The sequence below is a fragment of the Escherichia sp. E1130 genome (genome assembly GCF_005781065.1).
In the GTDB taxonomy this organism is placed as follows: Bacteria; Pseudomonadota; Gammaproteobacteria; order Enterobacterales; family Enterobacteriaceae; genus Escherichia.
Genome location: NZ_VATL01000003.1, coordinates 246,622 through 266,399 on the forward strand (window position 1 = coordinate 246,622; position 19,778 = coordinate 266,399).

23 protein-coding genes and 1 pseudogene are annotated in these 19,778 nt (G+C 50.7%); 23 read left to right on the plus strand and 1 reads right to left on the minus strand.

Going from position 1 to position 19,778, the window contains the following annotated elements:
• Positions 1-35 precede the first annotated feature (35 nt).
• The 21 genes from FEK66_RS02705 to FEK66_RS02805 all read left to right on the plus strand — a co-directional run bounded on the left by FEK66_RS02705 (position 36) and on the right by FEK66_RS02805 (position 17,549).
• A complete protein-coding gene (locus FEK66_RS02705; RefSeq protein ID WP_135494580.1) occupies positions 36-299 on the plus strand; it encodes a hypothetical protein in 264 nt (87 codons plus the stop codon).
• Entirely contained in the window at positions 299-1,336 is a 1,038-nt protein-coding gene (locus FEK66_RS02710; protein ID WP_138211406.1) for a terminase small subunit, read from the plus strand. The genes FEK66_RS02705 and FEK66_RS02710 overlap by 1 nt, the downstream gene beginning before the upstream one ends.
• Before the next feature lie 4 nt (positions 1,337-1,340).
• Positions 1,341-2,666 carry a terminase family protein gene (locus FEK66_RS02715; RefSeq protein WP_135494197.1) on the plus strand — a complete coding sequence of 442 codons (1,326 nt, stop codon included), beginning with the start codon at positions 1,341-1,343 and terminating at the stop codon, positions 2,664-2,666.
• A 13-nt stretch (positions 2,667-2,679) separates the two neighbouring features.
• Positions 2,680-4,110, plus strand: a complete 1,431-nt coding sequence (locus FEK66_RS02720; protein WP_135494195.1) for a phage portal protein — start codon at positions 2,680-2,682, stop codon at positions 4,108-4,110.
• Positions 4,064-4,900 (plus strand): hypothetical protein, encoded by an 837-nt coding sequence (locus FEK66_RS02725; RefSeq protein WP_135494193.1) that lies wholly within the window; start codon positions 4,064-4,066, stop codon positions 4,898-4,900. Before FEK66_RS02720 ends, FEK66_RS02725 begins: the two co-directional genes overlap by 47 nt.
• A complete protein-coding gene (locus tag FEK66_RS02730) occupies positions 4,881-6,218 on the plus strand; it encodes an NUDIX hydrolase (RefSeq protein ID WP_167854227.1) in 1,338 nt (445 codons plus the stop codon). Before FEK66_RS02725 ends, FEK66_RS02730 begins: the two co-directional genes overlap by 20 nt.
• Positions 6,211-6,828 (plus strand): hypothetical protein, encoded by a 618-nt coding sequence (locus FEK66_RS02735; RefSeq protein ID WP_135494191.1) that lies wholly within the window; start codon positions 6,211-6,213, stop codon positions 6,826-6,828. The genes FEK66_RS02730 and FEK66_RS02735 overlap by 8 nt, the downstream gene beginning before the upstream one ends.
• Before the next feature lie 10 nt (positions 6,829-6,838).
• Complete coding sequence (locus tag FEK66_RS02740) at positions 6,839-7,867, plus strand: hypothetical protein (protein ID WP_135494189.1); 1,029 nt, start codon at positions 6,839-6,841, stop codon at positions 7,865-7,867.
• Between the two features lie 65 nt (positions 7,868-7,932).
• Complete coding sequence (locus FEK66_RS02745) at positions 7,933-8,403, plus strand: hypothetical protein (protein WP_006119752.1); 471 nt, start codon at positions 7,933-7,935, stop codon at positions 8,401-8,403.
• Positions 8,403-8,843 carry a hypothetical protein gene (locus FEK66_RS02750; protein ID WP_135494187.1) on the plus strand — a complete coding sequence of 147 codons (441 nt, stop codon included), beginning with the start codon at positions 8,403-8,405 and terminating at the stop codon, positions 8,841-8,843. The genes FEK66_RS02745 and FEK66_RS02750 overlap by 1 nt, the downstream gene beginning before the upstream one ends.
• Positions 8,840-9,268: a hypothetical protein gene (locus FEK66_RS02755; protein ID WP_135494185.1), complete on the plus strand. Its 429-nt coding sequence runs from the start codon at positions 8,840-8,842 to the stop codon at positions 9,266-9,268. Before FEK66_RS02750 ends, FEK66_RS02755 begins: the two co-directional genes overlap by 4 nt.
• Complete coding sequence (locus FEK66_RS02760) at positions 9,255-10,202, plus strand: hypothetical protein (protein WP_135494183.1); 948 nt, start codon at positions 9,255-9,257, stop codon at positions 10,200-10,202. Before FEK66_RS02755 ends, FEK66_RS02760 begins: the two co-directional genes overlap by 14 nt.
• Positions 10,202-11,530, plus strand: coding sequence for a hypothetical protein (locus FEK66_RS02765; RefSeq protein ID WP_135494181.1), 1,329 nt, complete (start codon positions 10,202-10,204; stop codon positions 11,528-11,530). The genes FEK66_RS02760 and FEK66_RS02765 overlap by 1 nt, the downstream gene beginning before the upstream one ends.
• Before the next feature lie 23 nt (positions 11,531-11,553).
• A complete protein-coding gene (locus tag FEK66_RS02770) occupies positions 11,554-11,982 on the plus strand; it encodes a hypothetical protein (protein ID WP_099707203.1) in 429 nt (142 codons plus the stop codon).
• Positions 11,982-12,599, plus strand: a complete 618-nt coding sequence (locus FEK66_RS02775; RefSeq protein WP_138211407.1) for a hypothetical protein — start codon at positions 11,982-11,984, stop codon at positions 12,597-12,599. Before FEK66_RS02770 ends, FEK66_RS02775 begins: the two co-directional genes overlap by 1 nt.
• A gap of 64 nt (positions 12,600-12,663) precedes the next feature.
• Positions 12,664-14,523 carry a lytic transglycosylase domain-containing protein gene (locus tag FEK66_RS02780; RefSeq protein WP_135494179.1) on the plus strand — a complete coding sequence of 620 codons (1,860 nt, stop codon included), beginning with the start codon at positions 12,664-12,666 and terminating at the stop codon, positions 14,521-14,523.
• A 3-nt stretch (positions 14,524-14,526) separates the two neighbouring features.
• The gene (locus tag FEK66_RS02785; protein ID WP_135494177.1) at positions 14,527-15,195 is read left to right on the plus strand and encodes a hypothetical protein; all 669 of its coding nucleotides are present in this window, start codon (positions 14,527-14,529) and stop codon (positions 15,193-15,195) included.
• 8 nt (positions 15,196-15,203) lie between these two features.
• Entirely contained in the window at positions 15,204-15,470 is a 267-nt protein-coding gene (locus tag FEK66_RS02790) for a hypothetical protein (RefSeq protein ID WP_135494175.1), read from the plus strand.
• Positions 15,470-16,474 (plus strand): hypothetical protein, encoded by a 1,005-nt coding sequence (locus tag FEK66_RS02795; RefSeq protein WP_135494173.1) that lies wholly within the window; start codon positions 15,470-15,472, stop codon positions 16,472-16,474. Before FEK66_RS02790 ends, FEK66_RS02795 begins: the two co-directional genes overlap by 1 nt.
• A complete protein-coding gene (locus tag FEK66_RS02800; protein WP_135494171.1) occupies positions 16,471-17,190 on the plus strand; it encodes a phage baseplate protein in 720 nt (239 codons plus the stop codon). Before FEK66_RS02795 ends, FEK66_RS02800 begins: the two co-directional genes overlap by 4 nt.
• An 11-nt stretch (positions 17,191-17,201) precedes the next feature.
• Entirely contained in the window at positions 17,202-17,549 is a 348-nt protein-coding gene (locus tag FEK66_RS02805; RefSeq protein WP_135494169.1) for a hypothetical protein, read from the plus strand.
• 21 nt (positions 17,550-17,570) lie between these two features.
• Here the strand turns inward: FEK66_RS02805 and FEK66_RS02810 are convergent, their stop codons facing one another.
• The gene (locus FEK66_RS02810) at positions 17,571-18,314 is read right to left on the minus strand and encodes a hypothetical protein (protein WP_138211408.1); all 744 of its coding nucleotides are present in this window, start codon (positions 18,312-18,314) and stop codon (positions 17,571-17,573) included.
• A gap of 21 nt (positions 18,315-18,335) precedes the next feature.
• On the opposite strand from FEK66_RS02810, the gene FEK66_RS02815 reads away from it, so the two are divergent.
• Together FEK66_RS02815 and FEK66_RS02820 are read left to right on the plus strand one after the other, a co-directional pair.
• Entirely contained in the window at positions 18,336-19,562 is a 1,227-nt protein-coding gene (locus FEK66_RS02815) for a baseplate J/gp47 family protein (RefSeq protein ID WP_135494163.1), read from the plus strand.
• A pseudogene (locus FEK66_RS02820) lies at positions 19,546-19,778 on the plus strand (hypothetical protein); the annotation flags it as partial. The gene FEK66_RS02815 and the pseudogene FEK66_RS02820, both read left to right, overlap by 17 nt.

The following is a 19,778-nucleotide window of genomic DNA, read 5'->3' on the forward strand; positions in this document are numbered from 1 at the left end:
ACGATGGTATTGCATATCAAATCGTAGAGGTGCTTATGTTCGTTCGTGAAAAAATAGAGGCGTTGGCCGCCCGTCGTTTGACGGAACAGCAGATTGCAGACGTGCTCGATATTGATATGGACGAACTGAGGCAGGACAGGGAGAGGCTAGCGCTATTTCGTGAGGCCATCCGTATCGGGACGGCAAAAGGCGAGGCCAAATTGCGAGGGGCGTTATACAAACGTGCCCGTAACGGTGACGTGTACGTCTACGTTTATAACGAGCTGATGAGGCTTTCGCGCAGTAAGGACAGTGATTGATGAGCAAACCCGACTGGAAGGAGCTGCAATCTCAGTTTGCTGCCGCTCACGCCAGTACGGGAATAAAGATGAAAGACTGGTGTGAACAGCAGGGATTGGTTTACGACACAGCCCGCCGCTACATAAAAAAGTCTGCGCAGAATAATGCGCAAAAAAAAACTGCGCAGGTTATCGCGCAGAATCCTGATAAGGCCGCGCCAGAACAAGGGAAGGGTAAGAGAAGGGCATTAAAAAACTGCGCAAAAACAGATCCCGAAAGATCCCCTTTTTGCGCAGATCTCTCCGATAAAGAAAAACTTTTCGTTTCCTACTATCTGGAGTGCCGCAACAAGTATGAGGCATATCGGAAGGCAGGTTATACCGGGGGAGACAGAAACGCCCGGATGCTGTATCGCAAGCCAACGGTAGCGAGAGCCATTAACCAGGGCATCGAACAGTTAACCGAGCAGGCAATATTAAACGCTCAGGACATTCTCAGGCACTGGCATGAAATAGCGATTGCGGATCCCGGTGAGATTTCTCAGATGCGCCGTGTTTGCTGCCGTTACTGCTGGGGATTCGATAACCACTATCAGTGGATTGATGAAAGCGAGTACGACAAGGCAGCCGCTAAAGCAGCGAATGACAGCAAACCGCCTCCGGATCAGTCTGGTGGATTTGGTTTCGTTGCTAACGACGACCCCAACCCTGATTGCCCTAAATGTGCAGGTGAGGGCATCGAGGATGTTTTCCTTGCGGATACGCGTGATTTAGTTGGACCTGCTCGTCGTCTTATGGCCGGGGTGAAGAAAACTAAATTCGGTATCGAGGTCATGACTCGTGACCAGGACGCTGCATTGAAAAACCTCGCAGCTTTCCACAATCTGTCCTCCAGCGAACAGGATAGAGAACTTCGGTTACTTGAAATCGAACGTGTCCGCCTGAGCAATGAAAAAATCAAAGCCGAAATCGAAAACCTCCGTAATGGTGATTCGAATGACACCATCGTTGTTCACGGGGCACTTGATACTCCTGACGGAGAGAGATTACAGGTATAAATAAATGGCAAAGGAAATTTTTATTCCAAAGCTCCATGCTGGACAATTTCACATCTGGAGAGAAGGTCGCCAGCATCAATATAATGTTGTGCGCTGTGGTCGTCGCTATGGAAAGACCGTAATGCTGGTGAGTTTGGCGTGTTCATATGTAACGCATAAATTTCACAAGCCGGGAACGGACCGCAAAGAAGGAGGGAAAGTTGGCATCTTCACTGCTGAATATCGTCAATATCAGGAAATATTTGATGCACTGATTGAGATTCTCGGCCCTCTTATAAAAAACCAGTCGCGTAGTGAAAAGCGAATTCTACTGAAGAACGGTGGAAAAATAGATTTCTGGGTGACAAACGATAATAAGCTGGCTGGTCGTGGGCGTGAATACGATATTGCGCTTATAGATGAAGCCGCGTTCACCAAATCACCCGAAATGCTTGAAGAAGTTTGGCCGAAATCAATTAAGCCAACGTTACTTACTCGGCGCGGGAAAACGTGGGTGTTTTCGACACCTGACGGAATCGACGATAGCAATTTTTTCTATGCTCTTTGTCACGATAAAGAATTAGGTTTTTACGAGCATCATGCCCCCACATCCGGAAATCCATTTGTCCCACCCGATGAACTGGAAAAAGAGCGTCAGACAAATGATCCGAGGGTGTTTCAGCAGGAGTTTGAGGCTGAATTTATCGACTGGTCGAAAGATGCATTGCTGGACGTGAACAAGCTGCTGGTGGATGGCCAGCCTGTAGCGATGCCAGATACCTGCGACATGATCTTTGCCGTAGCTGATACCGCGCTAAAAGGCGGTACCGAAAACGATGGTACCGGGTTCGTTTACTTTGCCTATGAGGAAACCTACTCCGAGCCACGGCTCACGATTATCGACTGGGATATCACTCAGATTAAGGCGTCGCTGCTTCCGGAATACATGCCGAGCGTGTACGACAACCTCGATCGGCTGGCGAAGATTTGCCGCCCTCGTCTTGGCAGCCAGGGTGTTTTCATGGAAGACGCTGCAATGGGCGCTATCCTCAACCAGAAAGCCGAAACCGAAGATTGGGACATGAGGCCCATCAAATCGGCTCTGACGGCGAAAGGTAAAGATGAAAGGGCAGTTTTGGCGTCCGGTCATCACTGGCAGGAGAAAGCGAAAATCGCTCAACCCGCCTATGACAAGACTGTTGAATTCAAGAAAAAGACTGCAAACCACCTCATCCACCAAATCGCCGGTTTCCACCTGGCAGACCCGAAAGCGCACAAACGCGCTGATGACCTCTTCGATTGCTACACATACGGGCTGATCATCGCGTTCGGCAACTACGAGGCACTGTAAACAGGGAATTCTGATGGCTGAAATTCAGTTCAATAACAACATCAGTTCCGAGCTGACAAAAATTCTCGACCATGAAGGAATTCAACCGGGGACCGACGTCGGCTATGAGCTGTGTAAGCTGCTTTGGCAGTATCACCCGCTGGGCGGCAAGCTGGTGGAAAAGCCAATCAACATGGCGATGTGCAAACCGCGCACCTATAACGTCGAGACTGACCCGGATGAACGTGTTGTTCGCCAGTTTCGCGAAGTGTGGGAGCGTATGGGCCTCAATGAGAAGATAAAAAATCTCTTTTACGTATCCCGTTGCTATGGCGCTGCCGCTATCGGCGTTGGGACGGATGGCGCAACGTGCAAAGACCCGCTACCGACATTTGGACTGCGGGAAGAGGACGTTTATATCAACGTTTGGGATCCGCTTAATGCTGCCGGCAGTATGGTCACTGACCAGAACCCGAATAGCCGGTTCTTTCAGCAGGCGAATGCAACGCTGAAAATAGCCTCAAAAAGCTGGCATCCATCGCGCACGCTGAAAATATTCAACGGCACACCGATTTACCTCGAATACCAGAACTCAACGTTCGGCTTTACTGGCCGCAGCGTGTTTCAGCGTGTTCTGTACCCGATGAAGTCGTATATCGGGACGATGGTGGCAAACAATCTCGTGGCTAAAAAGGCAGGCGTGCTTGTCGCCAAAACCGAACAGAACGGCTCGGTAGCCAGCGGCATCATGGCGGCGGCCACAGGTAAGAAAAGGGAAAACGTCAAAATCTCGGAAAATGAAGGGGTGCTCAGTATTGGCACGAAAGACGATATCGAGTCGTTGAACCTTCAGAATATCGATAAAGCGCTCTCTACAGCCCGTGACAACATTATCAGCGACATTGCGGCAGGTAGCGATGTTCCCGCCATCCTTATCAAAGAGGAGGCATTTTCTAATGGATTTGGGGAAGGGAAAGAGGATTCCAAAGCCATCAGCCAGTATGTCGATGGGGTGCGTCAACTTATCGAGCCGGTGATGGATTACTTCGAACGCCTGGTGCGTTACATCGCCTGGAATGAGGATTTTTACACCTCTCTGAAGAACGATTATCCGGACATTATCACCGAGGATTATCAGACCACTTTCAGGATGTGGGAGCGTGAGTTTGATGCGGGCTGGCAGGAGCTGGTGGAAGAGTCGCCTGATAAGCGCCGTGAGAGCGACAGCAAGGTTGTGCAGCAAGCTGGTGCATTGTTCTCAATCATGGCGCAACAGCTTGATCCCGAAAACAGGGCGATGGCGGCAGAGTGGTTGGCCAGCGTGACCAACGCCACCGAAACCTACGGCGACTCACCGATGATCATCGACAAAGAAGCCCTTTCGAAATACCAGCCACCACCACCGCAGGATCCGAATAATGGCGGACAAACGAACCAGCCGCACGAAACCGAAGAGGAAACCTAAAACCCTCTACGAAGTGCTGACCGATGCGATTAATTATTACGTTGATAATGGGTGGGATAGCCAGAAATCGTTGCTTTCCTGGTGTCAGAAACTTCGGGTGGCAGCCAGCCGGGAATCACCCAGCGATGATGTAACGCGCAAGCACCTCACATCAATTTACAGCCGCCTCGTCGTTCACGGTGGCGCTTTACGGGACCAGCCTCCAGACGGGCCCAAACAAATCACCCTCGACAAGATTAAGCCAGAACTCCGTAAGGAGCTTGATCGGCGAATCTTTGCCAGCGCCAACCTTATCAAACTGAACCGTGAGCAGGCCATTGAACGCACTGTGCAGCGTTTTCAGGGGTGGGTGACGTCTATCCCTCCGGACGGTGTGAGCGAGATTGATAAAAACGCGCAGAAATCGGCTATTCGGAAATCAGTCACCGACCTGGATTTCATCAGTCGCCGGGTAGCAATCGACCAGGGGCATAAACTTGCGAGCAACGTGAAATACCTGCTTTCCGTTCAGGGTGGCGCTATCGCGTTTCGCTGGCATTCAAACTGGCGGCGGCCTGGCTACGACTATCGCGTCGATCACAAGCACCGCGACACGCTAATTTACCTGATCCGCGACTCCTGGGCGGTACAGCAGGGATTGATTAAGCCCGAATACGGTTATTACGACGAAATTACCGCTGCTGGCGAAGATCCATTTTGCAGTTGTCAGGTGTTTCCGATTTATGCCCCGCAGAAATTACCTGTCGAGTTTTTAACGGAGAAAGGAAAACGTGAATTTAACCGAGCTTGAATTAGCACAGCGAATACGGGACGGCACTGCGCCTTCTCCGATGAAGTTTTCGAACATGTGGCTGGTCAACCTGCGCATTACTGGCACCGGGCTAGCGTACCGGACAGGGCTGAAAGAACACGTATGGCGTGATCCGAATCTCTATCTTAACGACGCGTTTCTTCAACGCTGTAACGGGTTACCCGTTATCACTAATCACCCTGATAAAGCCGTCTTAACGGAGCAGGATTTTACCGAGCGAATCGTCGGTTCGGTGATGCTGCCGTACATCCGAGGGGATGAAGTCTGGGCGGTTTGTCGCATCTACATTCGGGACATCGTTGAGCAGATCGTGAAGGAAACGGTTTCGACCAGTCCTTCAGTCGTATTTAACAACGCATCAGGCAATGTGGAAGTAATGGATGGTGACACGAACTTCCTTATCGAAGGCGTGCCCTTCCTGCTCGATCACATCGCTCTGGTAACAGAGGACCACGGCTCTTTGGGAGTGTGGGACAAAGACAAGATCCCCACAGGGGTCGAGGTTTCTAACAAAGGTGACATTGATATGGACGAGAAAATGCTCGAAAGCATCGTCGCGAAAGTAGTTGGCGATGCATTAGGCGGTGTGAATAAGGGATTTGAAACGATCTCTGCGCGTATGGATTCGCTGGAATCCGGCATCAAAGTCCGCGCTGATGCGGAAGAAGCGGAAAAGAAAGAGGCAAAGGAAAAAGCCGATCAGGAAGAACAGAAAAAAGCAGATGCCGCTGCTGAAGAGCAGAAAAAGGCTGATGAAGCTGAAGCCCAGAAAAAGGCAGAGGAAAAAGCCAAAGCAGATGAAGCCGAAGAAGAACAGCGTAAAGCTGATCAGGCCAAGGCTGATGAAGAAAAGGCCAAAGCCGAGGAGGAGGAAAAAGCTAAATCTGACTCTGACATGACTGAAGCCAGGGTTAAAGCTGACTCCGCTTACGTTGCATGTGGTAAACAGGCACCCACTCCATTCTCCGGGGAAATAGCGCTGGATTACCGCAAGCGCGTACTGATGGGAATGCAAAAGCACTCGGAAAAGCATAAGGACGTGAACATTCGCGCAATTGCGGATTCTGCGACCCTTTCTGTTCTCGAAGAGGCTATTTACGGCGAAGCGCGGAAATCCATCGAGAATGAAATGAACAACACTCTGGGCCAGTTACACCAGCGTGTTCGTATGGATGAAGCAGGTCGCCGCATTACTGAATACCAGGGCGATCCCAACGTCTGGTTAGCAGCATTCAAAACTCCGGGACGTCGCCTCGTCAAAATCAACACTCCAGGGAGCATGAACAACCATGGCTGATATTAATTTCGACCCGTTCAAAACACAGGGTTCATTCGCTGGCAGCTTTAACGTCGAATCGCGTGGCCTGACTCAGGGGGACGCGCAGGACGACCCTGCGACCCGCTTGCAACTTTGCTCTGGCACGCTGGATAAAAACCTCGATGCGCCCGTATGGGGCGGTATTGGTGTGGTTGAGTGCGTTTCCACTGTGGCTGAAAACGTAAGCGGATCAACCATCAAAAAAGCAACGGCATCGGTGTGTAACGCTTTTACCGTGTTTAACCAGGCGTACCACGGCATCACGACTGCCAGCAACCCGGTACCGCTTTATCTGGCTGGTGGTTCGGTTCACTACTATCGCGTCGGTTCAGGTGCGCGTATTCCGTTGCCGATCAGCGCAGCAGTCGCGGCACTTGCCACTGGTGATGATCCTGTCGGGGCTGATGGATTTGTCTGGGATATGACGGAAAACTGCGTGGATGTGTATTCCAGTGGTTCTTCCTCTAACCCGAAAGTGAACATCAGCCTGTTGATGGTTTCCCAGCAGGGCAACCTGACAGTGAAAAAAGAAACCAGCGGTAACGTGGTCTGGGAAAACGGCAAGCCTTGTGGCCTGTTCTTGATTTAAGGAGTTATTAATGAGCGCATTCGCACCAGCGATTACCACAGTATCGCCTTCCATGATGCAGCCGGATATTGTCATGCAGTACAGCATGGCTTCCGGCGCATTCGAAATCCTTCCGGGCGGCGCACCTTCTGCTCGTATCGGTTCAAGCGATCTGGTTGTGTACCAGAAATATCTTCGTGCAACGACTCAGGCTCATGTCGGCCAGTCGCTGCCTGGCCAGTTACCGTCTGCGAGCATCGTTCCGAGCTATGACCAGATGATGACTTACCGCATTTCGACCCGTTCACAGTACTGCTATCTCGATACTGATGCGGCGAGCCGTTGGGGTTATTCACTAAACAGCGGTCTGCAACTGGCTAACCGTCAGGGCCATGCGCAGCAGCTTCGCAACATGCTCATTTATGGCGTGAAAGCATCCAACAACGAAGGGATCTCCAACTCACCAAATGCGACCACGGTAAACCTCGGCAGCGATAGCCAGGGCAACGATTCGTACACCACCTGGGATTCCGGTGAAATGGCGAAGTTTGTCCTCGGTCTGATTGCAGATCAGAAAACCCGCATGATGTTGCTGGGGCAGGCTCTGACCACCGTTGTTCTGTGTCCTCAGCGGTTCATGAAGGCGCTGGAATGGACTGGTGTTGTTGAACTGACCAGCTATCAACGCCCGGGTGGCGGTACTGAAACTGTCGGTACCATGGTTAAAAATATCGCCAACGGTGCCAGCGGTGATGATGTGATCTTCTGTCAGGACGACACGCTGATTGGTAAAGGTGCCGGCGGTACCGATCTTATTATCGTAACCAACCCGGAACTGGTTGTGCCTGAGGCACGTCAGGAACTCAACACCAACATCTTCGCGACCCTGATGCCCAATCAGAAGGCCGTGAACGTAATGTTCTGCGACGTTGCAGCGCCGACTGAAATCCCGTCACCGATGCCGGACGGTGGCATTACCACGCTGTACACCATGCGTTCTACTCCTGGTTGGAACTTCCGTTCTGAAGGCGTGACGCTGCTTTCTGCGAAATACGCGTAATACCCTCGTTGTTTTAACTGGTGGATTTGGGGAGATAACACTCCCCATTTTTTTGAGGAAAATTCATGAAACTTTTTATCGCTAACTGTTCCCGTCAGGCTCATACGTTCAACTACAAACTGCCGGAAAAATCACAGTCCTTTGGTGTAACGATCCCCGCTGGCGGCCAGCATATGATCGATAACCAGTCTGACGTTATTCACCACATCATCAAACAGCATGAGCCGTATGGTTTCCAGCGCTGCGACAAAGTGGACAAAACATTTTCCGGAATCTGCTATTCCATTGATAAGCCGCTGACCGTTGGCCGTATCGAAGAGAATGCGGAGCAAAAAACCGAAAATCTCGACGATATGTCTCAGGCTATTCTTGAGGCTAACGCCGTGTCGATGAGTAATGCCGTTGATAAAGCTGTCATGCAGAGTGGCGAAACGCCTAAACCGGGTGAAGTCGTCGTTGAAATAACCGGTGAGGCCGTCAACGTTGAACAGGACAACCCACCGAAACTGAATAAAACGGTGAAGGTGCAAAAATAATGACCATTCGCCCGACGTTTGAGGGATACCTCGCATTCGTTCGTGGCGTGATGGGCGTTCCTGATACAGCCATTTCCGATAATGATCCCACGCTGAAATGCTGTTACGGCTCGGCACTGGAGCTTATCCCGAAACATCTGGGGCTGGAGTGCCTGCCCATCATCTACACGAACACCGTTTATAACGCTGGTGGCTCGCTTCTGCTGCGTTATGGTCCCGGTGATTTCTTCATTGAACAACGCAAAAAACTTGGCCTGAACACTCCAATGTACGGGTTGGTTAATTCCGCTGCCGATCAGGGAACATCGGGTTCAATGACTATTAGCGATGCGCTCAATAACCTGACACTGGCCGATCTGATGCTGATGCAGGATCCGTATGGTCGTCAGGTTGTTGCCGTTCTGATGGAAATGGGGCCGCTCTGGGGGTACACGCCGTGAAAGTCTGTCTGGGTGTCATTGATATGCCGTATGACTACGGCGACATGTCTACTACTACCTATGAGGTTGCCGAAGACCTTCAGGACAGGTACCAACTTTTCACCCATTTCTTTGAAACGCACTCTGATGAAATCTGCGCTGAGGTGGGCGAGGCTGTTGCTTATTCGCTTATCAATCACATCCAGCATGGTGCGCCGCTTAATCAGGGGGAATTGCTCGGGGAAACTATGCAGCAGTTCAACATTTTTCTCGAACGGGAAGAAATGGCCGGATTAGCTGTTGATGGTGTGCCAACACTGGCCGCGCTGGAAGGTAAAAACTCTCGCCTGAAACAGGAGAAGGGGCTGCGTCGCCCGTCCTTCATTGATGGCGGCTTATTCAAATCATCTTTTGTGGCATGGATAGATGACGATGCCGAGTCTTGATGAACTTGCCGAGCAGACCGGGAACCAGCTATCTGGTGTATTGCAGTCAGCAGTAGAAACAATATCGTCAGGTCAGGAAATTAATTTCACTCTTTATGTGAAACAGGTTCTGCCGCTCGATGGTTTTGTTTACTGGATCAATGCTGCAATCGTAAACCCGGATGAACTGGCGCGGTTGGGGCTTACTGATAGCCCGCTGACCAGCACGATAAAAGGGAGCCTGCACAGGCAGGTTGTTACTGAGCAGAACGATACAACGTCCCGCGATGTAAACAGTATTATTTTCACGCCAATTGAGAAAATAGACGATTTCAATATTCAGGGTCCGAACTCTGTATATCTCGGTGAATACGATGGTACGCAGTTCGCATTTTCTCGGATGGAGAGTCGTTACACCCAGGCAGGAATTTTTCATTACCGGGGAACGGCGATCCTGCCAACGATGCGGTCGCAGATTATCGACAGCGCTGACGACATTAGCGACGAACAAATCATCTCGAACAGCACGCCGATCTGGCTGGCGTTGAAGCAGTTTGCCACCGTTTACCCGTCTTTTCTTGTGCCCTCGAATCTGAAGCCTCCGTATATCGCCGCAGATGTGCGCAGCACCACGCCGCTTCAGGTGGCTCCGCTGGTGTACAACGGCGTGCGCTATCAACTTTCGCAGGACTTAGTGCGCGTGACGCTCTACGGATTCAGTAACCAGAATGCGCTCGATTTTGTTGATTTCGTCGTCGAGACGGCGCTCGACGGTGATGAATTTGGCGTGACCAACATTCCGATCGTCAGTGACGCCAAATCCAACCAGGTGGAAATCAACGCACTGGCTAAGAAAAAAACGGTGGATTTCGAGGTGAATTATTACCAGGCCACCACGCGGGACATTTCCCGGCAGCTCATCAAAGAAGTCATTTTTAATTACGAGGTTAAATAATGGGTTACGAAATTGTCACCGTTAACGTCTCGCAGACGATCGGGGCCATGCCCTCGAATCTTCAGCAGATGTCGGCTGTTTTGTCGTTTGGTACTACTACACAAGAGCCGGGCAGGCCTGTTCTTCTCACTCAGTCTTCGGACATCACCGATCTGGTTAACATTCCGATTGAGTCACTGACTGCGGAAAATTCTTCCTACGGTTCTGACTTCACTCTGACGGTGCCGGATAGTGTGAAAATCGACCGCGATCCGGGCAGTGAAATCGAAATCACTATTGTTGGCTGCTCTCCCACTATCTGGAACGGCACGTTCACGGCGACGCTGGGACTGGCGGGTTCACTGACCTGGACAGACAGCACCTCAACGCTAGACGGCTCACCAACGACGCTGGGCCAGTTCACGCTTGTTAACAGTGAACTGCTCGTTACTGCGGTTGATACGTTTTTCGCTCAGGGTCAAAAAGTGGGGACTTATCTCCTCGAACTTGGGTACCAGAAGGATGTCACAAAGAACGAAGTCGCTGCATTGAAGCTGTACATGCAGGAGCCGCTTAAACGTTTCTACGCTTACTTGGTACCGGAAACGTGGAAGGGTGACACAGACTTCATCACGCTGGCCAAACTCTACACCGCCAGTGACGCGAAACAGTATTTCTACGTGTTGGAGGATACGCCGAAGGACAGCAACTACACATCGCCGTATGCCAGCATTAAGTCGGTTGTCGCAATGGCTGACGATACCTACCCGACGACCAACGCGGCGGTTGCCGATATGTGGAATTTCGTTTCCGCGTCTCCATCCGAAGTGAACAAAGTCCCGCCGATGGCATTCCGCTATCTGCAAGCGGTCAACGCCAACAAGGCGAAAAATAGCATTCTTAGCACGATGGATGCGCAGAACATCAACTACGTCGACACTGGGGCCGAGGGCGGCATTTCTAACACCATCCTGGTGAAAGGAGTGACTAGCGACGGCAATGATGCGACGTACTGGTATAGCGTTGACTGGGTTCAGATTAACGTCGACATGGCCCTGGCGAACGAAGTGATCAATGGCAGCAACAACCCGATTAACCCGCTCTACTACGACCAGGACGGTATCGACCGACTCCAGCAGCGTGCGCAAAGCGTGTTTAACACCGGCATTGCCTATGGGTTGGTAAATGGCCCGGTTACGGTGAACGCCATCCCGTTCAAACAATACGTTAAAGACAACCCCAACGATTACCAGATTGGTCGCTATGCTGGGCTGTCAGCAACGTACACGCCGATGCGTGGCTTCACAACAATCATTTTCAACATCAACGTGACAATGCAGCTTTCCTAAGGAGTTGAACCGTGCCGAATCCAATGATTCCTGTTGGCACGCTTAACCGCGTACGTGCCAGTATCAAATTTACCGACCATGCCGAACTCAACGTTTCGGCTTCATATCTTGCGAAGGAGGGTATTGAGTTGACCTTCCAGGGAAATATGACCGATTTCCTCCCGGCCATGACCGGAGCCGTTCAGTCACCTCAGCCGTACATGATTATGCAGGCTAAGGTTCATCTGCTGCGCAGCCAGTCCCTTGGTTCGCAGTACAAAACGCAGTGGGAGGCGAACTCTGCAATTGGCGATGCTCAGGTGTATTCGGACAGCAAAGTTTTTGGCGATTTTCAGCTTTTGAATACTGCCATCACGAGCGTGGCTGACATGAGCTTTGCAGGCGGTGAGCCGGGCGTTGCCCTTACTATCACTGGAACCTATTACATCAACTCGGAAATGTGGGATCTCTGATGAAAATTTCTCGAAACCTCAACCTGATCGTTCCTGTCGAAACTGAGCTGGGTACGGCTTACGTTCATTCTGCGCCAATCTCGAAAGAGGTTTACCGCGAGCACTTCCTGATTTTGGCTAAAACTTTCTCGGCAATTTTCACTGAAGGGCTGGGGATTGTTGCCGGACCTCGGGTGGCGTATCTCTTCCTCGAAAAAATCGCAAAAGGTAATGATGCCTGGGATGGTTCAAACGGAGTTCACAACACTCTGGTCAACGAAATCATTCGCCTCTCAAGTCTGGTCTATCCGGTAGAGGGGAAGGGCTGGGATACCAAACCGCTGGATGTGGCGCTGGAGCGTGAAATTGTCGATATGGATGATGTGATCGGCGAACTCGTTTTTTTTACATGCGTCTCGTCAGTGAACAAACCAAATCAGGCGAAGGAAGTTATGGACCAGGTCAATGGAGTCTGGGGCAGTCAAACCACATCCTTGAGTCTTATGGACTGGACTGCTTCATTGCAGATGTCGAAGCCTGCCGCCAGTTCTGGCGAGACGGTGAACACGTCATCTCCGAAATTCTCGACTTCTCCGCCGGAGTCGGATTCCCCGAACTCTGGACAGATAGCGGAATAAACCTGAAAACAGCGGCTCAGTTACGTGAGCTGCTGAAACTCAAACCGCCGCGGGGGTTGTTCTGATGGCAGGGAATCAGCTTCCAGTTTTGACTCTGGATTTCGACGACGAAAAAATCAAGGCGCTCCACGAGATCGCCGACAAATTTAAGGCAGCCATCACCGTCGGGCCGGGTGGTTTTCCGGTCCCGGCTCCCACGGCTCGGCCACCAGCCAAAAAACCTGAAGAGCAGACAGGGAAAAAGCCGGATGCGTCCGGTTTCGACAAGTTCATGAAGGGGCTGAACAAGGAAGCCCAGGGCACACTGAAAACCTTCACGCTCATCAATAAAACTCTCGGGGCCACCACCAGTACGCTGAAGGGGCTGTTTGCCACCACCATCAGTTGGGGGACTAAAATTGCGGCGCTGAGTGTGGCCGGTCCATTTGGCTATGGATTAATGGCACGCCACGTTGCCGATCAGTACCGCACCGCGCAGGGTTTGAATGTCACTTCTGGGCAGATGCAGGCCGCTAACAACGTCTACGGCACCCGAATCAGTAATACCGGGAACATCATGCAGGCGCTGGCTGCGGTACAGAATGCTCCAAATAACCCGCAGTACGCCGGGATTATGTCGTTGGGCATCAATCCGCAGGCTGGTGCCGCCGAAAATATGCCGAAACTGCTGGAGGGCGTTTCCCGTCTCTTACAGCAGTACAAAGGTACTGGTGTCTCGCAATCCGTGCTACAAGGCTATGGCCTCGATGGTGTGATCGATGTGGCGACCGCTAACCAAATTCTTGCGAACAGCGACCGCCTGCCGCAGCTGAGTAAGCAGTTCACTGAGCAGTCACAGGTTCTTGACCGGGATATGGGTAGCGGCACTCAGCAGAAATACCAGGATTTAACTGCAAAGTTTGAATACAACGCCGACCGGATCGGAAACTCTTTTCTGAAAGCACTGGCGAAGCTGAGCGCCCCCATCGGTAAAATCTCCGACAACCTGACCGCCAGCATCGAAAAATTCCTCAACGGTAAAAACGGGAAAGCTGTATTCGACACGCTGGCGAGCGGCCTGCACAAACTGGGCGACTGGCTGGGTGGAGATAGCTTCCAGACCGATCTGAAAACCTTCGCAGATTGTGTAAAGGCCATCGTTACAGCGCTGGGCCAGGCCATTAAGTGGATAGCCGGTAATGTTCCTGGAGTGGATCTGTCTGGGACAGGGAAAGGGCCGGATCAGGTAAACCCAATCCTTAAAATGTATGGGGATGAATACCTGAACGGGAAACTGCCAGGCTCAAATCAAGCCACGGGCAAGTACACCGGAATTTGGTCCGATAAAAACATTTTTGATAAGAATGGCCTTGGTTATCACATGCCAGATAGCCAACTGGCTTCTTTAAAAACGAGATTTGATCAGGTTGCTCAGGATAACCAACTACCAGCCGGGCTGCTTGGCGCTGTAGCAATGAAAGAGTCCAGCGGTAATCCATTGGCTTATAACAAAAAGTCAGGGGCAGCCGGACTCTTCCAGTTCACCACACCGACAGCATCTGGTTATGGGCTGTCGACAATGGAACGCTTTGATCCAGAGAAGTCAGTCGATGCTGCTGGCAAATATTTCCGCGACAATCTGAACAGATATGGTGGGGATGTTGCAAAAGCGTTGGCTCAGTACAACGGCGGCAATATTGCTGTTTCGAAGGACGGCAATCTCAATCTCAAAAAAGAGACTGTCGATTATTTACTGAATATTCTGCCTAAAGTTCAGGGCGCAGTTGAACAGCATCCTGGCATTCTCCAGCAATTGAGTGACGCAAGTAGCACTCTCGGTAAAGGTGGAGTTAGCGATCGGGCCACAATCAACCTCCAGGTAAACGAAAAGCCAGGCTCCGATATTCAGGCTCAGGTTCAGGGGATCTACATAACGCCGAGGTAACGCATGGCATTGAATTACTTTGGTCAGGCGTTCCGTCTGGCCTTCGAGGTTTCGCCGATAATTCTAGTTGAGGGCATTGCCTCCGAAATACCCGGGGGCATGATGCCGATCGCGGTTCTGACCGAAGGTGTGAGTATTGTTGATGGTCTGCTTCACGGTGAACTCTCCGGACCAACAGCCCACTTCACTCCAATGGCCGGAACTTCACTAATCAGGCAAGAAATCGGAACTCTCAATTTTTACAACATGGCGACGGCGGCTAACTCGGTAATCAACCGTCCGAACCAGGTGCGAATGCAGATGCTACGACCTGCATCCACGAAGGATGGAGGGTACGCAACCAAGGGGATCACCTTCGCCGCACTGAAACTGGCGCTGGATAAGCACAATCAGAGCGGCGGCTATTACGTCGTGATGACGCCCTCGTATATCTACACCGGCTGCCTGATGCGCTCGTTTGTCGATGTGTCGGGATTTTCTGAGCAGAATAAGCAGGTTCAACACACCTGGGAAATGGAGTTTGAACAGCCGCTTCTCGCAATATCACAGGTGGAGGCGGCACTCGGCGGCCTGATGAGTAAATTCGAATCGGGAATGCCGACAACTTTTTCAGCGGATACAGGATCCTGGTGGAGTAATGGCGATCTGATTCCTGCTTTTCCAAAATTTTAGGTCTCAACATGACAACCACTATACCCTTCAATCCTGACGGGAAGACTCCTTTCTCGTTTCAGGCCACTGTCGGCGGCGCGAAACTGTTCGGTACCGTCCCATACAACCAGTATGCAAACCGCTATTACCTCAGGCTCACCGATGGGCAAGGGCAGGTTGTTTGGTATGTGCCGCTTGTTGGCTCTCCTGACGATTATGACATCAACTTGGCGCTCCCTTACGCGCCGGGGTCGCTTGTCTTCCGGGTCAGTTCGAACCAGTTCGAGGCGACCTGATGAAATACTACAGACTCGAACTAACTGACAAAAATGGCAAAACGCCGCTGGATGACACAGGTAATCCGATTGGCCCGTTTGACAGTTCTCTGTCTCCAGGGTCAGCGCTACAAATCCAGTTCGACGCACTAATCACCGGGTATGACGTTGTTTCCAGCGGTACCAGAATTTCCCTGTTTGGCGTGCCAATTTCAATGCTGCGGGAGAGCACGCAACTGGCAGGATGCCGGGTCGATTTGATCGCCGGCTTTTCTGCAGGACTTCCACTTGCAAACCCCAATCAGGGTGGACTTATTCTCAGCGGGCAGATTTATAACCCTTTTCCGGTGTGGCAGGGGACTAATCAGTCTCTTAATTTCGTGGTGAATCCCAGCCCGTTGCTGAATGACAAAGGGCAAGAGAACAGCATTACACTCGATGGAAAAAAAGGGGAGAAGTTAAGTGATGTGCTCAACCGCGCGCTGGCAGTTGCTTATCCCGGATTCAAAATTGACATTTCCATCAATGACCAGTTGGTGCTTGCAGAGCCCGCTACTGGTGTTTATCCGCGACTAACCCAACTTGCTGCCGTAATTCGAAGTCACTCTTTCTCCTATGTAAGTCGTGCTGATTACACCGGAGTGCAGATGGTGATGCAAAACCGGGTCATTCGCGTTTTCGACAATAACACTACCGACGATGGCACAGTTCAAATTCTCCCCCAGGAATTGATTGACCAGCCGAACTGGATTGGTATGTTCAGTGTTTCGTTCAAGTGTCCCCTTCGCTCAGATTTGTTCTGTGGAATGAAGGTTGCTTTGCCCGAAAATATTATCTCGGGACCAGGGGCGCTCCTTTCGGTTAATAGTGAACGCTCGTACTCATCGCTGCGTAACCGAGTGAATTTCTCGGGAAAATTCCTGGTAACATCAGTGCGCCATGTCGGCGATTTCCTTAACCCTGATAACACCAATTCCTGGGTGACAATCTACGAGGCCGTCGCGCTGGCGAAGAATACAACATGAGCAATGGACAAACTTTTCCTTTCCTGAAGGCTCTGAATAACGCGATCCATACGGCAAATGAAGACCGGACTGCTATATCCGGTCGATCTCTACCCTGCCATGTTGTTGCGGTTGATGGGCAGATCGTCACAGTGCAGTTCGATATGCTTCCAGATGGCACTCAGTACCCGCAGACAACCCTTCCTGTCGCTACTTTTGAATACATCAGATACCCGATACAGGAAGGTGATAAAGGGGTGACCGTGGCTGCTGATGTCTCGCTGCGAGGGGTATCAGGCTTGGGGACCGGGATTGCCAGCAGGTCGTTAACGCTATCACTGGTTCCGCTGTTCTTTGTACCTTTATCCAACGTGGGTTGGACGAAGGAGGATCCGAACAAAATAGTGCTATATGGTCCTGATGGCGCCATTTTGAAAACGGCCGACGGGGTCAGTTCAATAACAGTGGAACCGGGAACAATTACGCAGAAAGCAGACGCCATTTACCTCAATGCCAAGGATATTTACTTGGGCGGGGGAACGCTGCACCTTAACGGACCAATAGTGCAGGATCCTGACCAGATGACCAGTACCACGGCTACGTTTATTGGTCCAATGAACGTGACGAAGGATGTAGTGGCCGGTGAGGTCAGCCTCATTGATCACCCGCACTTGGTTAAAGGTGTCGAACCAGGTAGTGCAGATATTCCTTCCGAACCTCCAACACCAGGCGCATAGAGGAGATTTTCATGAGAACTTGGGGCCGCGTCACTGACGAGAACGGAAAAAAAACGTGGGTACTGGTCGAGCCTGATTCTAATGGGGATTTTTCATACGGCTGGCTGACCACACTGATTCAGACGCTGAAGCTTAGCTTGGGTGAATCGCCGTTTTATGCCCAGTACGGCATTCCGGCGCAGCAATCGATAGTTCAGCAGGTTTACCCGGACTTTTACGTCAACATGGTACAGCAGCAGTTCGCCGGGTACTTCGCATCACTGGCAATCTCAAAAGTAGATGGGGCTGCTAACCCCACCTATAAAATTGACGTTATTTTTAAAAATGGAATTAGCTATCAAAAAACGGTGGCTGTTTGATTCGATGTATGATCGGGATAGTCAGTTGCTAATAAAAACAGTATCAGTGTAACTGCCTGTGCGGGTGTTCACTACTTCATTTGTTTTACGAGAACGAATATCAACCTTAATGCCCATAAACAAGTCTGGCTCAGCCATGGACGCCTTAAGAGTGAATGAGGATGGAAGAAGAATATCAAAAGTTAGCGCTTGTTTATCATAAAGATTTGTTGGTCCTAATTTTCCAGAAGCGCTAATGCCACAGTCCACTGGTTTGTACATGTTAAAATTTTTTTTGTTATAGCAATAGATCTCTGCCTTGAATGGATATGCAGTTATAGATGCAGACTGAAAATCATGTTTTGATTCTGTGTCGCGTGCTCTAGCCTGTGATTCTATTTGTTCAGTACGTATTTTATTTGCTGCATTATTTTCTTCAACTTGTTGTTGCGCATCCCATTTTGAAAGAAATTTGTACTCTAATTTTTTCTGCTGAGACCATCGGCCTCTAGATATAAGAAATCCTTGTTCAGATGTTCCATTTTCATGAGTGACGGTGACTGGGCATTCAGTTGAGTCACCATCGCCAAATTTTACATTACCTGTAGGAGTTATTTTCTGAATTTTATTGATCTCTGTACTATTTAATTCATTGATTATTTTTTCATTAGTTATTTTGTTTGTGTAATTACCAATGCTTAGACAATCAGAAAGATCTGTCCGGTATGCATATGGTACGCATCCTGATGTGATCATTGTTATTAATAGCAGTAATTTTTTCTTCATAAATTATCCTTAGGGGAGAATATGTCTGATCTGCCCATAATCATGACCGAGGCGGGGGCAAAGCCCACGCCGCCAAAAACTATTTTAGCCAGTTTAATTTCTCGTGTCGCTGCAAAGGTACCTGGCTACACCGCAAACCTGCCGCCGGGACTGATTGCCGATATGGCTGGCACAGGAACCGGGGGGATTGCTCTGATTGATCAGGCGCGTGTCGATCTCATCAATTCATGCAGTCCATACGGCGCGAATATCCCGTTGCTGATGCAGTTGGGTAATATCTACGGCGTGCAGCAAGGGGAGGGAACAAACACATCGGTGTATGTGGTGTTCTCTGGTCTACCGGGCTTCCCTATCCCGAAGGGATTCACTGTGAGCGATGGCAACAATCAGTATGCCGTAGTGCGCGATACCGTCATCCCTTCGAGCGGTCAAACCGAGCCAGTCTATTGCCTGGCGATTTCTCCCAACTCCTGGGCTGTTCCTGAAGGTACCGTTACCCAAATAATCACGTCGGTACCGAAGGACTACAACGTTACCTGCACCAACCTGACCACGGGCCTGCCGGGACTGGAGGCGCAGTCCTATGCTTCGTACCGGGCGCAGGTTATGCAGTCAGGCATGTCGACTGCACAGGGCGTACCGGATTTCTTTCGCATGATGGTACAAGCGGTCGATGGGGTACAAGCAAACCTGGTTTCGTTCCGACAGCCAGCAGCCGGGAAATGGGTGGCGGTGGTCGGTGGTGGTGACCCGTACGAGGTGGCCTACGCCATTTATAAAGCAGTTCCGGACATTTCGACACTGACGAATGATGTCAGCAATCCCTCCGGTGCAGAGGTGGAGAAAAAGACGGTACAGATTGACTCTTACCCCGACAGCTACCAGCTGCCGTTTGTCGTACCGACATCTCAGGCTGCTTCGGTCTTCATCACCTGGAGTACGGCATCAACGAAATATATCGACCCGGCCGGTATGTCCAAAGCAGTGCAGCAGAACGTTGTCGACTATATCAACGGCATTGCAGTAGGGCAGCCAATCAACATCCTCCAGATTCAGGAGATTTTCCTCGAGTCTGTGCAGGGACTCGTCCCGCCATCGTTGGTATCGATGATCGATATTCAGGTTGGTATCAACGGGACCATTGTTCCGCCTGAGACGGGTTCTTCGCTGGTGTATGGCGATACGTACTCCTACTTCACCACTTCAACCGCCCAGATTCAGGTAGAGAAATATGGAAGCACCAGTTGACACAATAATCCCCGCTTACTGCTTCAAACAGTTCAGGGACGATGAGAATGTCGTGGCGTTCTTCGATGCTTACAACGAAATGGCCCAGGAATATCTTGATGATTTCAACTCGTTGAGCCTGCCTTACTGGCCTTCTCCTGCATTATCCGGAAAGCTGCTCGATTGGGTTGTCGCCGGGATTTATGGGGAAACACGTCCGTTATTGCAGGTATCTCA

Excerpts from the sequence above, each read along its gene's own strand:
- FEK66_RS02720 (WP_135494195.1), top strand. The coding sequence starts at position 2,680 with ATGGCTGAAATTCAGTTCAATAACAACATCAGTTCCGAGCTGACAAAA.
- FEK66_RS02750 (WP_135494187.1), top strand. The coding sequence starts at position 8,403 with ATGACCATTCGCCCGACGTTTGAGGGATACCTCGCATTCGTTCGTGGC.
- FEK66_RS02760 (WP_135494183.1), top strand. The coding sequence starts at position 9,255 with ATGCCGAGTCTTGATGAACTTGCCGAGCAGACCGGGAACCAGCTATCT.
- FEK66_RS02765 (WP_135494181.1), top strand. The coding sequence starts at position 10,202 with ATGGGTTACGAAATTGTCACCGTTAACGTCTCGCAGACGATCGGGGCC.
- FEK66_RS02810 (WP_138211408.1), bottom strand. The coding sequence starts at position 18,314 with ATGAAGAAAAAATTACTGCTATTAATAACAATGATCACATCAGGATGC.
- FEK66_RS02790 (WP_135494175.1), top strand. The coding sequence starts at position 15,204 with ATGACAACCACTATACCCTTCAATCCTGACGGGAAGACTCCTTTCTCG.
- FEK66_RS02815 (WP_135494163.1), top strand. The coding sequence starts at position 18,336 with ATGTCTGATCTGCCCATAATCATGACCGAGGCGGGGGCAAAGCCCACG.
- FEK66_RS02710 (WP_138211406.1), top strand. The coding sequence starts at position 299 with ATGAGCAAACCCGACTGGAAGGAGCTGCAATCTCAGTTTGCTGCCGCT.
- FEK66_RS02735 (WP_135494191.1), top strand. The coding sequence starts at position 6,211 with ATGGCTGATATTAATTTCGACCCGTTCAAAACACAGGGTTCATTCGCT.
- FEK66_RS02725 (WP_135494193.1), top strand. The coding sequence starts at position 4,064 with ATGGCGGACAAACGAACCAGCCGCACGAAACCGAAGAGGAAACCTAAA.
- FEK66_RS02740 (WP_135494189.1), top strand. The coding sequence starts at position 6,839 with ATGAGCGCATTCGCACCAGCGATTACCACAGTATCGCCTTCCATGATG.
- FEK66_RS02795 (WP_135494173.1), top strand. The coding sequence starts at position 15,470 with ATGAAATACTACAGACTCGAACTAACTGACAAAAATGGCAAAACGCCG.
- FEK66_RS02800 (WP_135494171.1), top strand. The coding sequence starts at position 16,471 with ATGAGCAATGGACAAACTTTTCCTTTCCTGAAGGCTCTGAATAACGCG.
- FEK66_RS02715 (WP_135494197.1), top strand. The coding sequence starts at position 1,341 with ATGGCAAAGGAAATTTTTATTCCAAAGCTCCATGCTGGACAATTTCAC.
- FEK66_RS02705 (WP_135494580.1), top strand. The coding sequence starts at position 36 with ATGTTCGTTCGTGAAAAAATAGAGGCGTTGGCCGCCCGTCGTTTGACG.
- FEK66_RS02775 (WP_138211407.1), top strand. The coding sequence starts at position 11,982 with ATGAAAATTTCTCGAAACCTCAACCTGATCGTTCCTGTCGAAACTGAG.
- FEK66_RS02805 (WP_135494169.1), top strand. The coding sequence starts at position 17,202 with ATGAGAACTTGGGGCCGCGTCACTGACGAGAACGGAAAAAAAACGTGG.
- FEK66_RS02745 (WP_006119752.1), top strand. The coding sequence starts at position 7,933 with ATGAAACTTTTTATCGCTAACTGTTCCCGTCAGGCTCATACGTTCAAC.
- FEK66_RS02770 (WP_099707203.1), top strand. The coding sequence starts at position 11,554 with ATGATTCCTGTTGGCACGCTTAACCGCGTACGTGCCAGTATCAAATTT.
- FEK66_RS02780 (WP_135494179.1), top strand. The coding sequence starts at position 12,664 with ATGGCAGGGAATCAGCTTCCAGTTTTGACTCTGGATTTCGACGACGAA.
- FEK66_RS02785 (WP_135494177.1), top strand. The coding sequence starts at position 14,527 with ATGGCATTGAATTACTTTGGTCAGGCGTTCCGTCTGGCCTTCGAGGTT.